Source organism: Burkholderia crassaminum (genome assembly GCF_964265005.1).
GTDB lineage: Bacteria > Pseudomonadota > Gammaproteobacteria > Burkholderiales > Burkholderiaceae > Burkholderia.
In genome coordinates this window covers 534482-546483 of the sequence record NZ_OZ183801.1, presented here as the reverse complement: position 1 = coordinate 546483, position 12002 = coordinate 534482, and the positions used below count along the sequence as shown (strand labels likewise).

Annotated in this window: 13 protein-coding genes; 5 read left to right on the top strand and 8 right to left on the bottom strand. The window is 66.7% G+C overall.

Annotated features, from left to right (window positions below; genetic code table 11):
* Nucleotides 1-20: 20 nt before the first annotated feature.
* The 4 genes from ACPTTF_RS35675 to ACPTTF_RS35660 are packed head-to-tail and all read right to left on the bottom strand — an operon-like array spanning nucleotide 21 to nucleotide 4555.
* The gene (locus tag ACPTTF_RS35675) at nucleotides 21-980 is read right to left on the bottom strand and encodes an ABC transporter permease (protein WP_423372254.1); all 960 of its coding nucleotides are present in this window, start codon (nucleotides 978-980) and stop codon (nucleotides 21-23) included.
* Nucleotides 973-2001, bottom strand: coding sequence for an ABC transporter permease (locus tag ACPTTF_RS35670; RefSeq protein ID WP_423372253.1), 1029 nt, complete (start codon nucleotides 1999-2001; stop codon nucleotides 973-975). Before ACPTTF_RS35670 ends, ACPTTF_RS35675 begins: the two co-directional genes overlap by 8 nt.
* Entirely contained in the window at nucleotides 1998-3542 is a 1545-nt protein-coding gene (locus tag ACPTTF_RS35665; RefSeq protein ID WP_423372252.1) for a sugar ABC transporter ATP-binding protein, read from the bottom strand. Before ACPTTF_RS35665 ends, ACPTTF_RS35670 begins: the two co-directional genes overlap by 4 nt.
* Nucleotides 3539-4555: a sugar ABC transporter substrate-binding protein gene (locus ACPTTF_RS35660; protein WP_423372251.1), complete on the bottom strand. Its 1017-nt coding sequence runs from the start codon at nucleotides 4553-4555 to the stop codon at nucleotides 3539-3541. Before ACPTTF_RS35660 ends, ACPTTF_RS35665 begins: the two co-directional genes overlap by 4 nt.
* 251 nt (nucleotides 4556-4806) lie before the next feature.
* Between ACPTTF_RS35660 and ACPTTF_RS35655 the strand changes: the two genes are divergently transcribed.
* The 4 genes from ACPTTF_RS35655 (at nucleotide 4807) to ACPTTF_RS35640 (ending at nucleotide 8235) form a co-directional block, all read left to right on the top strand.
* Complete coding sequence (locus ACPTTF_RS35655) at nucleotides 4807-5877, top strand: substrate-binding domain-containing protein (RefSeq protein ID WP_423372250.1); 1071 nt, start codon at nucleotides 4807-4809, stop codon at nucleotides 5875-5877.
* Between the two features lie 230 nt (nucleotides 5878-6107).
* Entirely contained in the window at nucleotides 6108-6587 is a 480-nt protein-coding gene (locus ACPTTF_RS35650; RefSeq protein ID WP_423372249.1) for a type II toxin-antitoxin system HicB family antitoxin, read from the top strand.
* A 162-nt stretch (nucleotides 6588-6749) separates the two neighbouring features.
* The gene (locus ACPTTF_RS35645; RefSeq protein ID WP_166958007.1) at nucleotides 6750-6968 is read left to right on the top strand and encodes a glycine zipper 2TM domain-containing protein; all 219 of its coding nucleotides are present in this window, start codon (nucleotides 6750-6752) and stop codon (nucleotides 6966-6968) included.
* 85 nt (nucleotides 6969-7053) lie between these two features.
* Entirely contained in the window at nucleotides 7054-8235 is a 1182-nt protein-coding gene (locus ACPTTF_RS35640; RefSeq protein WP_423372248.1) for a DesA family fatty acid desaturase, read from the top strand.
* Between the two features lie 64 nt (nucleotides 8236-8299).
* Here the strand turns inward: ACPTTF_RS35640 and ACPTTF_RS35635 are convergent, their stop codons facing one another.
* The 3 genes from ACPTTF_RS35635 to ACPTTF_RS35625 all read right to left on the bottom strand — a co-directional run bounded on the left by ACPTTF_RS35635 (nucleotide 8300) and on the right by ACPTTF_RS35625 (nucleotide 9543).
* On the bottom strand, nucleotides 8300-8479 hold the full coding sequence (locus ACPTTF_RS35635; RefSeq protein ID WP_166958010.1) for a hypothetical protein: 180 nt from the start codon (nucleotides 8477-8479) through the stop codon (nucleotides 8300-8302).
* 66 nt (nucleotides 8480-8545) lie between these two features.
* Entirely contained in the window at nucleotides 8546-8818 is a 273-nt protein-coding gene (locus ACPTTF_RS35630; protein ID WP_423372247.1) for a hypothetical protein, read from the bottom strand.
* A gap of 548 nt (nucleotides 8819-9366) precedes the next feature.
* Nucleotides 9367-9543 carry a CsbD family protein gene (locus ACPTTF_RS35625; protein ID WP_078041937.1) on the bottom strand — a complete coding sequence of 59 codons (177 nt, stop codon included), beginning with the start codon at nucleotides 9541-9543 and terminating at the stop codon, nucleotides 9367-9369.
* A gap of 423 nt (nucleotides 9544-9966) precedes the next feature.
* On the opposite strand from ACPTTF_RS35625, the gene ACPTTF_RS35620 reads away from it, so the two are divergent.
* Entirely contained in the window at nucleotides 9967-10113 is a 147-nt protein-coding gene (locus ACPTTF_RS35620; RefSeq protein WP_006413561.1) for a DUF3096 domain-containing protein, read from the top strand.
* Between the two features lie 187 nt (nucleotides 10114-10300).
* On the opposite strand, the gene ACPTTF_RS35615 is transcribed toward ACPTTF_RS35620, so the two are convergent.
* Complete coding sequence (locus ACPTTF_RS35615) at nucleotides 10301-11590, bottom strand: cation:proton antiporter (RefSeq protein ID WP_166958014.1); 1290 nt, start codon at nucleotides 11588-11590, stop codon at nucleotides 10301-10303.
* Nucleotides 11591-12002: the final 412 nt, after the last annotated feature.

Genomic DNA, 12002 nt, shown 5'->3' with positions numbered 1-12002 from the left:
CGGCCACAGCGCGCGGCGGCTCACGCGGCGCGCACGCGCCGCTCCATGAAGCTCAGCGCGAGTACCGCGAGGATCAGCGCGCCGGTGGCCACCTGCTGCCAGTAGAAGTTCCAGCCGATCAACAGCAGCCCGTTGGCGACGAGGCTGATCAGCAGCACGCCGAGCAGGGTACCGGCGACGCCGGGACGGCGCGTCGGCGACAGCGTCGTGCCGATGAAGGTCGCACCGATCGCGTTCAGCAGGAAGCCGTTGCCGGCCTGCGGCACATAGGCCTTGACCGTCGACGACAGCAGCAGGCCGACCACGCCGTAGACGAGCGCGCTCGCGACGCACGTCGCGACGACGGTCGCCGCGACCGGCAGCCCCGAATAGCGCGCGACGCCCGGCTGCGCGCCGAGCGCGGCGCTGTGGCGCCCGAACGCCGAGTGCGCGAGCGCGACGTGCACGACCACGGCGAGCACGATGACGCACCACAGCGGCACCGGCACGCCCGCGAGCGTGCCGTGCGCGAGCGCGCTGAACAGCGGCGGCAGCGCCAGGTTCAGCAGGTAGACGGGCTGGCCGCCGCCGGTGGCGAGCTGCTGGACGGTCTGGCCGATGAACAGCGTGCCGAGCGTCGCGAGAAACGGCGCGATCCCGAGCCCGGCGATCAGCGCGCCGTTGAACGCGCCGACCAGCGCCGCCGCGCCGAGCCCGCCGAGCAGCGCCGGCAGCACGCCCACCTGGTGCGCGATCAGCTGCACGAACACGAGGCTCGCGACGTCGATCGCGGTGCCCAGCGACAGGTCGACCGCGCCGATCGACAGCGCGAGCGTCATCCCGAGCGCAGCGATCGCGAGCAGCGCGAAGTTGTTCACCAGCACGTCGGCGAGATTGGCGGGCCGCGCGAACCCGGGCGCGAACGCCGCGAAGAAGACGATCACCGCGAGCAGTGCCGCCACGAGCGAGAACCGCTGCAGGCGGCCGATCCGTTCAGTCATGGGCATGGTGTTCCGTATGGCGGCGCCGAATCAGTGCGGTGGTCGCGACGACGAACAGGATCAGCGCGCCTTCGACGCCATTGACCCAGTAGCTCGACACGTTGTCGAGCTGGAAGCCGTTGCCGATGATGCCGACGAATAGCGCGGCGAGCAGCGTGCCCGGTACGGTCGGCACGAGCCGCCGCGAGAACACGACGCCGAGCAGCGCGACCGCGACGACGGCCAGCAGGTTTTCGCCGGCGCCGGGCGAGCTGCCGCTCAGCAAGGCACTCGACGCCAGCGCGGCCAGCGCGGCGGCGACGCCGCTCAGCACGTAGCTGGCCGCGACATACGCGTTCACGCGCAGCCCGGCCGCGCGGGCGGCGTCGCGATGCGCGCCGGTCGCAGCGAGCCGCAGGCCGAAACGGGTCCGGTGCAGCAGCACGGCAAACAGCAGCGCGACGATCAGCAACGCGGACGCGAGATGCGGCACGTCGAACGGGCCGCTGTCGATCAGGAAGGTCAGTACCGGGCTCCCCGCCGCGACCGACGTGTTCTGCGTCAGCACCAGCTCGAAGCCGGCGCACAGATTCATCGTCGTCAGCGTGGCCAGCAGCGGGAAGATGCGCAGCGCGATCACCGCGAACGCGTTGATCGCACCGACCGCCGCGCCGGTGGCCAGCATCAGCGCCAGTGCCGCGCCGTCCGGTAGCCCGTCACGCAATGCGACGGCCTGCACGGCTGCGCAGAGGCCCATGTTCGCCGCGACCGACAGGTCGAGCCCGCCGCGGATCGGATCGGGACCGCCGCCGATCAGGACGGCCGTCAACCCGAACCCGAGGACGCCGACCACGGCCGACTGCTGCAGCACGTTCGCGAGGTTCGTGACGGTGAGAAAGAGCGGCGAACTCGCGGCAAACACCGCGCACACGACGGCGAACGCCAGTCCCGCGCCCCAGCGCAGCCAGAAGTGCGCGCCGAACGTGCCCGGCGGCCGCACGAACGCCGCTCCGGGCGGCGCACGATCGAGGATCCGGTTCATGCGGCTACCTCCTGCCGCGGTGCGTGGCCGCGTGCGCCGGTCGTCCACGCGAGCAGATCCTGGCGCGTGGTGTCGCGGGTCGCGACGTCGCGCACGATCTGGCCGCGCGCCATCACGAGCACGCGATCGGTGACGTCCAGCAGTTCGATCAGGTCGCTCGAGAACAGCAGGATCGCCGCGCCGTCGCGTGCGAGGCCATCGAGCAGCCGGTAGATTTCCGCTTTGGCGCCGATATCGACGCCCACCGTCGGCTCGTCGAGCAGATACACCGGCGACGCGCGGTCGGCGCCACGGCTCAGCCATTTCGCGAGCGCGACTTTCTGCTGGTTGCCGCCGGACAGGTGGCGCACCGGCGCGTCCGGGCCGGGCGCCCGCACGTCGAGCGCGGCGATCAGCCGTTGCACCGCGTCGTCCTCGCGGCGCCGCGCGACCAGGCCGAAGCGGGTGAAGCGCGCGAGGCTCGCGAGCGTGATGTTCTCGCGTACGGACAGGCTCGGCGCGATGCCGTGCGAGCGACGGTCTTCCGGCACGAACGCGATGCCGCGACGCACCGCGTCGCGCGGGCTGCGTAGCCGCGTGACGCGGCCGTCGAGCGTCACCGTGCCGCGCACGCCGCGTTCGAGACCGAACAGGCTGCGCACGACCTGCTTGCCGCCGGAACCGAGCAGCCCCGTGACGCCGACGATCTCGCCGCGCCGGATTTCGAACGACACGTCGTCGAACCGGCCGGGCGCCGCAAGGCCGGCGATCCGCAGTACGGACGGGCCGGGCACGCGCACGGGCACATGCGACCGTGCCGCGATCTCGTTGCCGATCATCGCCGCGACGAGCGCCTCGGTCGGCGTGGTCCGCGCATCGACGTGCGCGACGTCCGCGCCGTCGCGCAGCACGGTGACGCGATCGCAGATGGCCGCGATCTCGTTCAGGTAGTGCGACACGTAGAGGATCGTCAGCCCGCGGCGACGCAGCCGGTCGAGCGTCTGCAGCAAGCGGTCGACCTCGCTGCTGACGAGCGCGGCGGTTGGTTCGTCGAGCACGAGGATGCGCGGGTCGCGCATCAGCGCGCGCGTGATCTGCACGATCTGTCGCTCGGCGACGCTCAGCTCGGCGATCAGCCGGTTCGGCGGCAGGTCGAGGCCGAAATGCGCGTGCAGCGCCTCGCTTGCATCGCGTCGCATCCGGCGTGCCGCCAGCAGCCCGAGCGGGCCCGCGCCAAAGGCCGGTTCGTTGCCGAACTGCAGCGCCTCGGCGACCGTGAAGGTTGCCGGCAGCAGACGCTCCTGATGGATGAACGCGATGCCTGCCGGCGGTGCACGGCGTGCGAGCGCCTGTGTCGCGCCGTCGATCGCGATCGTACCGGCGTCGGCCGTGTCGACACCGGCGAGAATCCGGATCAGCGTCGACTTGCCGGCGCCGTTCTGCCCGATCAGCCCGTGCACGGTGCCGCGCGCGACGTCGAGCGACGCGCCGCGTAGCGCCGGGACGCCGTCGAAGTGTTTGACGATCCCGCGCAGCGCCAGCGCGGGCGTGCCGGCGCTCATTTCTGGGCGGCGGCCTGCCCGAGCGTCTGCTGGGCCGAGCCGGCGTTGTCCTTCGTGACGAGCAGCGACGGGACATACGTATAGGGCGGCAGCGTGCGGTCGCCGGCCAGGTAGCGCGCGACGTTGTCGACCGCGGTCTTGCCGATCAGCGCGGGCTGTTGCGCGACCACGGCCGCCGCGCTGGATTTCGGGTCTTTCACGAGCGCGACGACATCGGGGCTGCCGTCCACCGCGTAGGTCCTGATCTCGCTGCGGCGCGCGGCGTCGACGGCCTGCGTCGCGCCGACCTGCGGCACGTCCCACGCGGCCCAGATCGCGGCGATCTGCCCCTTCGGGTATTTCGCGAGCAACTGGCTGACCTGCGCGTACGCGCTCTGCACGGTGTTCGGAATCACATCGCGCAACTCGGGCTGCAGGATCTTCACCTTCGGGTAGTACTTCAGCACCGCCTTCAACTGGTCGTAGCGGATCGCGCACACCGGCACGCCGTAGAAGCCGTTGAACACGAGGATGTTGCCTTCGCCGTGGAGGTCGTTGACGAGCTTCAGCGCGAGCTGCTCGCCGATGAAGAAGTTGTCCGAGGTCGTGACGTTGAGGCTCGACGGCGACGCCGTGTCGATCGTGAACAGCGGAATGCCGGCCTGCCGGATCTTCTGCAGCCACGGTTCGAGCACGCTCGCCGTGCCGAGCTGCTCGATGATCGCGTCGGGCTTCTGCGCGATCAGCGTCTGGATCTGCGCGATCTGGCGGTTGTCGTTGCGGCCGGCGTCGAGCGCGATCGGCGTCCCGCCGAGCCGCTTCACTTCGTCGATCGCACCCTGGTATGCCTTCAGGTCCCAGTAATGATCGGTGCCGATTGCCGTGATGCCGATGCGCTTGCCTTTCAGCGACGGCACGGCGGCGCTACCGGCCGTTGCATCGCCTTGCGCGCGGGCGGGGGAGAGCGTGGCGACGGTGGCGAGCGTCAACAGGGCAGCGGCAAAGGCGCGACGGGTTCGGGCGGGACGGGGCATGGCGTTGATGGGGGCTGGAAGAAACGAGGGGGCTGAACTGCACGACTTTAATGACAACGCTCGCGCGCGCTAACCATCGATTCCTGCTACACATATCACGCGTGCGCTCGATTGCTTGTTCCGCGCTCGACGCGGCCGGCCGCCGACGATTTGCCCTCCGAAGGAATATCGATTGCCGAATCGCTCGGTTTGAACCGGTTCGCCGCGCTGATAGATTTTCCGGATACCGACACCCGCCAAGGAGGACCCGCATGGGATTCCCGTTTCGTCGTCCATCGCGCCCCGTCCGGATGATCCGCGCGCTGGCGCTCCTGTCCGTTGCCGCGCTGACCGTGCCCGTGTCACACGCAGGCCCGCTCAAAGGCGCGCCCGCGCCGTTCGACAACGGCGGCGTGAAGGTCGCGCTCGTCAACTACCTGTCGACCGGCGATTTCTTCCAGGCATACGAGGCCGGCGCGCAGAAGCAGGCGAGGGCGCTCGGTATCGACCTGCGCATCTACGAGGGCCGCCAGGACGCAGCTGAGCAGCGCGAGCAGATCCAGCAGGCGATCAGCGTCGGCGTGTCGGCGATCATCGTCAACCACGGGCTTCCCGAATCGCTGAAGGACGTCGTGCAGCGCGCGCTGGACAAGGGCATCAAGGTCGTCGCGTTCGATGTCGACCTCGGCAACCCGAAGGTGCCGCAGATCGAGCAGAGCGATCGCGACCTCGCGAACCTGCTGCTCGAACAAGCGGTGAAGGACAACGGCGATGCGTTCTCGGCCGGCTACGTGTACGTCGCCGGGTTCGCGCCGCTCGACCGGCGCGACGCCGCGTGGCGGGACTTCAAGCGCGCGCATCCGAAGGTACGCGAGCAGGCGCGCTGGGGCACCGTCGACAATCCGATCGCGCAATCGGTCGCGAACCAGGCCGCGGCCGCCTATCGCGCGCATCCCGACATCCGCGTGGTGTTCGCGCCTTACGACGAATTCGCGCGCGGCGCGAAGCTCGCGGCCGACGAGGCGAAGCTCGCGTCGAAGTTGCGCATCTACAGTGCCGACATTTCGACCGCCGATATCGAGGCGATCCGTGCGCCCGGCAGCGCATGGGTCGCGACGGCCGCAACGAATCCCGCAGTCGTCGGCGCGGTGTCGGTGCGGGCCGCGGCGCTGCTCGTCGCCGGGCAAGATCCGGGGCGGCGGATCGCCGTCAAGCCGGCGCTGATCACGCGCGATGATCTCGTGAAGAACGACATCCACACGATCGCGGAGCTCAGCGCGAAGTTTCCTGCGTTCCGCGCAAGCGAAGCGGTGACGGCCCCGTGGATTCCGGCGACGGATTAACGCGTGGTGGATTTTTGTCCACGGTACGTGACCCTACCCGTAGCATTGGTGGGCTTCGATTCTCGTGCGCCTTTCCGGGTGGGCGCCAGTCATCCTGACTTCAGGCTGCCCACCATCGCACGGGGGATCAGGATCGTCGCGCCGCGTTCCTTCGTCGTTTCGTAGATGATGTAACGCTTTCCGGAGACTGTTCTTCAGCGTACCGACTCGACGAGCCGTCGCGATGCACGATGACGTTCGTCACGCTCTTCTGCCGGGCGCGGCTCATGAAATATCCGATCTATATCACGCCGCACGGGAAGCCCCGCTATCGCGGCGCGCTTCCGGATTTTCCCGAAGTCGATGTGGAGGGCGACTCGTATGCCGAGTGGCAGGCGTCCGCCGCGCAACGGATCATGGCCCGCTACGACCGGCCCGCGCGTCTCATTCCTTCACCGACCACGGACGTGCCGGTATTGCAGGCGTCGGATATCGATGTTGGCGATGGTGTCCGGCGGTTCTTCGACATCGATCCGGGCCGGATGACGTCGAGTTCCGTGCGGATCGCGCTGTGCCTGCCGAAGCGCGTCGTGCACGACATCGATCGGACAGCGAACGCGCTGCATACGATTCGCGATGCGTTCGTGCCGATGGCGTGCGGCTCGCCACCGGCGAAGCGGCGGTACGGCTTGGTCGTGACGCCGGGGGCGGCGCAAGCGGTGCTTCCTTGACGCGGAAGGTTGGCGTCCGCGCCGGTACGTTAGCGGACGGACTGCGCGCGATTTACCGCCCATCATGAGTTGACGTTTCGAATTTCATCGAGATGTCAGCGCATGGGCCTCCGTGCATCGTGCCGGAACGGACGGTGCAGCGGCACCCATCAGGAGATGATCATGAGAAAGCTACATTCCGCTGCAGTCGAGATGGCGACAGTCGCCATGACGATTGTCGTGCTGGCGGGTTGCGGTGGGATGTCTCACCGCGGAACGGACACCGTGATCGGTGCGGGTGTCGGCGGCGTCGCCGGCGCAGTCCTGACGGGCGGCAGTGCCTTGGGCACGGTGGGCGGAGCGGCCGTTGGCGGGGTTGTCGGCAATCAGGTCGGGAAGTAGGCAGGCTGCAGAACAGGGAATCAGTACGTGCACTCGCCGTCACGGCGACGCGCGCGCGACGAGCGTGACCCGGAGTGCGACCCGTATGTCGGCATTTCTCCTGAACGGTGAGCTGAAGCTGTCCTGGTGGCAGTTTGCGTGGGTCGTGCTTGCGCTCACGCATGTCACGATCATCAGCGTGACGGTGTACCTGCACCGTTGTCAGGCTCACCGGGCGCTGGATCTGCACCCGGGCGTCAGTCACTTCTTCCGGTTCTGGCTATGGTTGACGACCGGCATGCTGACCCAGCAGTGGGTCGCCGTGCATCGCAAGCATCACGCGAGGAGCGAGACCCCGGAAGATCCGCATAGCCCGCGAACCCGCGGCCTCGCGACCGTGCTGCTCCGCGGGGCGGAACTGTACCGGGCGGAAGTGCGCAACGAGGAAACGCTACGCAGATATGGATCGGGTACGCCGGACGACTGGCTCGAACGCCACGTCTATGCCCGCTATCCGAATCTCGGCGTCGGGCTGCTGGCCGTGATCGACGTCGGGCTGTTCGGGCTGCCCGGCGTGTCGGCGTGGGCGATGCAGATGATGTGGATTCCGTTCTGGGCCGGCGGCGTGATCAATGGTTGCGGCCACTTCAACGGTTATCGGAATTTCGCGACGCCCGATGCGAGTACCAACCTTTTCCCGCTGGGCATCCTGATCGGCGGAGAGGAGTTGCACAACAATCACCACGCCTACGTGACGTCCGCCAGGCTGTCCAATCGATGGTTCGAGTTCGACATCGGCTGGCTGTACATCCGCCTGCTGGCGGGAGTGCGACTGGCGACCATTCGGCGAGTCGCAACCAAACCGCGGCTGCTCGCGGACAAGGCCGTGATTGACGGCGCGACACTGCAAGCGATCATCCGAAACCGCCATGCGGTGATGGCCGCCTATGCGCGCATGCTCGAGCCCGCCTGCCGGCGGGAGCTGCGCCGCATCAAGAACATGAGCCGCGACGACAAGCGCGCGTTCGCGCTCGGCATGAAACACTGGCTTCGCCAGACCTGGGGCCATCGGGACAAGCCCGATCTGCGGGCGTTGACGAGCCCCAATGCCAACCGGCGAATACGCGTGTACGTGGACATGTATGAGGCGTTGCTCGAGCTATGGACATGGTCACACGCATCGCACGACCAATTGCTGGCTCAGCTGCAGGATTGGTGCCGTTGCGCGGAGCACAGCGGCATCGACGCGATCGCCGATTTCTCGATACGCCTGCGCCGGTATGCGTGATCCCGGCCGCACCGCACACTGCGATGCCGGACCGGCGTGCCACGGCGCGTGGCGCATGCGTCGTTCATCTCGCCCGATTGTCGGGACGCGAATAACGCCACTTGCTCGCATTGGAATTGATGCCGGCATCCTGGTGGATGCGCTTTTCGGCGCGTTCGATGTCGGCACGAGCCAGTTCGTCCCGCTCCTTTTGTCGGGTCGCGTCATCGCGTCGATCCACCGAGGTGGGTGAGTGGTATTTCATAGAGCCTCCCGAGTGAGATGTTCTCGTGTCGCGAGACGCCGCATCAAGGCGGATGCGGCGGACGGATCAGATCGCCGGAGGGGTGATCTTGCCATCCACGATGTCCTTGCCGAATTGCATTGCCAGATCGAGTGCGAGCGCCGCCGTTTGCGGCGCGCCATGCTCGAAAATGGTCGAGTAACGCGGCGCGGCCGCCGCGGTTGCCGGAACCGTGTCGATGCGCACGATTGAACCGAAGCGCTTCGGACCGGGAGCGTGGGGATCACCGAACGGCGGGAAAAGCATTTGCGAATAGACGCGGAGTTCGTGTCCGCGATACTCGAGCGTGGGGATGGTCATGGTGCGCTCCTGACAGAGCAACCGTTGGCGCCGAAGGATTCAAAGGCGCCGATGCCTCGACAACAAACCGGCAGATACGTCGAGTGTGCGCGCTTGACACCGGTTTCGCAAGACAAACATCGGATGACGAAATATATTTCGATGCCGATAAGTCAACGGATTGCGGGGCGGCATCAACGACGGTATCGGAAGAACCCGCTATCAAATAGTCGATACCGTACAGACGCACCCGTGTCGCCCGGTTCACGATGAAGTCAACACCGAGGAGGCCGCCATGTGCATCCCGCTTTCACCCGAGGTCGTCGAGACCCTCAGATCGCTTGATCGAATTCCCGATTCCCAAGCCGTTATTCCCCGCGCCATAGCCAATGAACTCTTGACTCACGGGCTTGCATACGAGTCGCGCACCGGCGGCACGATCAATATGACGGCCGCTGGACGGCTGTGGCTGAATCGGTGCGCCGACTAGCGAGCACGCGTGACGACTATCCGTCACAGGAGTACGTCGCCCGATCGCGCGGCGCGTCGGAACCCTTCGCGCGAACCCTCTACGGCCGCCTCTTGAATTGCGCTTTCGCGTCACCGAATGACGCTTGTGTCTTGCCGACGACCTGCTCGACCTTGCCCTGCATTCTGGTCGTTCGATTGCCCATGATCCTGCCGACCATCTCCTTCAACTTGCCTTTTGCTTCCGCGATGCGGCCTCTCACCTGATCCCTGTTCATCACACTGCTCCTTGACATGGGTCGCCTGTTTCACCGGTGCGACATCCCGAACCATCGAGGCGTCGTATCGGACGCTTCAGCGCGGAACAACCAGCGCGCCCGAAGGCATCCTGCGCGCGATCGAGAGGGAAGTCGGTACGATGCCGTACGCGAATCGGCGCCGGCTCGCCGGCGTATGCACGCGGGCGGCGATCGGGTCGATCGCCGCGAAGAGGGGGGGCATGTGATCCGCATTGCGCGCTTGGTACGCTTTCGTACCGCATTAGCGTTCACCTGTGTGTAGCGTCAGGGATATCCACGAACAATCTGAGGGAAGCATGCTGCGACGAACATCGAAGGTCTCCAGGCTCAAGTCGCTGTAACACGCGGCAAAGGCAGGGAGGCTTTTTATCCCTGTGTTGTTTTCAATCTTGCGGAGGGCGTATGCACATTCTCACGAGCGCGGGCCCACTGGTTTCGCTGATCGCCGGCATTCTGATTCTTGTGGTGCCCCGTCTGTTGAATTACATCGTTGCGATCTACCTGATCGTCATCGGATTGCTCGGGCTGTTCGGAGGACATCTCCACTGAACCGTGTTTCCTGCGAAACAGCAGGTGACGAACCTCGCACGCGGCACCCGCGATGACCCGCGTGCGTCCGGTACGTTGCGGGACAGACTCCACGCCCGCGTCCGTCTACTTCGATATCGAAAGCGTCGATGCATGTCCCGAACCGTTCGCCCGACGCAGGCATCGTGCCACTGCGCCGGCCATGGGCTCATGCAAAACGGCGCATGAGCGGCGTGGCTGAAATGCCGTGCAGCACGATCGATACGGCAATGATGGTCAGTACCCAAGGAACCAGCGGCAACAGTTCCGCGCGCGGCCCTTGCTCGATCGCCAGCGTCAGGTAATACAGGGAACCCACGCCGCGAATGCCGAACCAGCTGATCAGTCGGCGCTGGTGGCGCGACGCCCGGGAGCCGATCAGTGCGAGCCGGGTGGCGGCCGGCCGGATGAAGAACAGCAGTGTCGCGACCACGGCCGCGCCTGCCCAGGTGAGCATGTCGGCCCAATAGCGGGACACAAGTGCGCCGATCAGCAGGATCAGCACCGCTTCGGCGACGTGTTCGAGCTCGATCGTGAATCCCATCACCGATTCCGCGACGAAGGCATGGGCTTTGTCAGGATCGGTGGCGGTGGCCTCGACATTCTCGCTGTCCACGACGCCGACCGTCTCTTTCGACGTCTTTCGGCCGCTCGTTCGATGCTCGACGCGCCGCATCGCGACGCCCGCGGCGAACACGGCCAGGAACCCGTAGCCATGAATGGCGAGCGCCACGCCGTACGACAGCATGATCAGGCCCAGCGCGAAGAACCCTTCGAGGCCGAGCGCCTGTCCGTGACGACTGCGCAGGAATGCAACGAGCCGGGCGGTGACGAAGCCGAGCAGCCAGCCGGCGCCCACACCGGACGCGATGCCCCATGCAATGCCGCCGACCATGCTCCAGTGAAGCGCCGACGTCGCGCCCGAACTGCACACAAGCAGGCCGAGCATCGCGCACGGGTAGGCCGTGCCGTCGTTGATCCCGCCTTCGCCGGACAACGAAAAGCGCACCAGTTCGACGTCACCCGCGTCGCGTACGCCGACGTCATGAGCGAGCACGGGGTCGGTCGGCGCGATCGTCGCGCCCAGCAGTACCGCGACGCCGAGACTCAAATGCAACACCAGCACGCCGAGCGCGGCGATCAACGCGACGGTGAAGATCATCGCGACCACGCCGAGCCGCAGCGGCAATATCCAGCGAGGATCGGCGGGCGGGACGCGCAGCCTCAGGCCGATCGCGAACAGCGAGATCAGCAGGCCGATTTCGGCGGCGATGCGCAAGCGCGTGACGTCATCCGGCAAGGTCATCGACAGCAAGCCGGTGCCGGCCGGTCCGATCAGGAAGCCGATCCCGAGATACACCATGGCCGCGCTCAGCGGCAGGCGCTCGAGCGACGATCCGATGAGTCCCATGACAATCAGCAGGGCTCCGAAGATGAGGCATCCGATCGTTTCAGTCACTTTGCATACCCGGCATGAATCGCGCCACGGAATGACGATACGCCGCTCGTACCACGTTCGCAGCGAGCCGATCCGGCGTCTGTCCGATGGCGGACAAAGGATCGGGCGCGGCCATTGCGATCGCAGGGACGCGTGCCTGCGGCTGAAGCGGCCGGGAAGGCTTGCCCGAAGCGGCACGCATGCTCTGTACGGTAGCGGGCAGAGTGGGGCTGCGTCTCGTCATAGAGTGCTCGTCGATCCTCACGACAACCGGAGCATTGCCATGGCCACCACCGCAATCGAGGGAGACCTGCGTTCACTTGAGCGACTCATTGAACGCGTCACGCTCGGTGAACCTGCGCCATTGGCACGCTGGCGAATTCGGCTGGAGTCGATTCTGGAATACGGTGGCCTGACGCCCTCGGACCGCTCG

Bases quoted from the DNA above. Each gene is read 5' to 3' on its own strand.
- ACPTTF_RS35675 (WP_423372254.1), bottom strand. From the start codon at position 980: ATGACTGAACGGATCGGCCGCCTGCAGCGGTTCTCGCTCGTGGCGGCA.
- ACPTTF_RS35670 (WP_423372253.1), bottom strand. From the start codon at position 2,001: ATGAACCGGATCCTCGATCGTGCGCCGCCCGGAGCGGCGTTCGTGCGG.
- ACPTTF_RS35665 (WP_423372252.1), bottom strand. From the start codon at position 3,542: ATGAGCGCCGGCACGCCCGCGCTGGCGCTGCGCGGGATCGTCAAACAC.
- ACPTTF_RS35660 (WP_423372251.1), bottom strand. From the start codon at position 4,555: ATGCCCCGTCCCGCCCGAACCCGTCGCGCCTTTGCCGCTGCCCTGTTG.
- ACPTTF_RS35655 (WP_423372250.1), top strand. From the start codon at position 4,807: ATGGGATTCCCGTTTCGTCGTCCATCGCGCCCCGTCCGGATGATCCGC.
- ACPTTF_RS35650 (WP_423372249.1), top strand. From the start codon at position 6,108: ATGACGTTCGTCACGCTCTTCTGCCGGGCGCGGCTCATGAAATATCCG.
- ACPTTF_RS35645 (WP_166958007.1), top strand. From the start codon at position 6,750: ATGAGAAAGCTACATTCCGCTGCAGTCGAGATGGCGACAGTCGCCATG.
- ACPTTF_RS35640 (WP_423372248.1), top strand. From the start codon at position 7,054: ATGTCGGCATTTCTCCTGAACGGTGAGCTGAAGCTGTCCTGGTGGCAG.
- ACPTTF_RS35635 (WP_166958010.1), bottom strand. From the start codon at position 8,479: ATGAAATACCACTCACCCACCTCGGTGGATCGACGCGATGACGCGACC.
- ACPTTF_RS35630 (WP_423372247.1), bottom strand. From the start codon at position 8,818: ATGACCATCCCCACGCTCGAGTATCGCGGACACGAACTCCGCGTCTAT.
- ACPTTF_RS35625 (WP_078041937.1), bottom strand. From the start codon at position 9,543: ATGAACAGGGATCAGGTGAGAGGCCGCATCGCGGAAGCAAAAGGCAAG.
- ACPTTF_RS35620 (WP_006413561.1), top strand. From the start codon at position 9,967: ATGCACATTCTCACGAGCGCGGGCCCACTGGTTTCGCTGATCGCCGGC.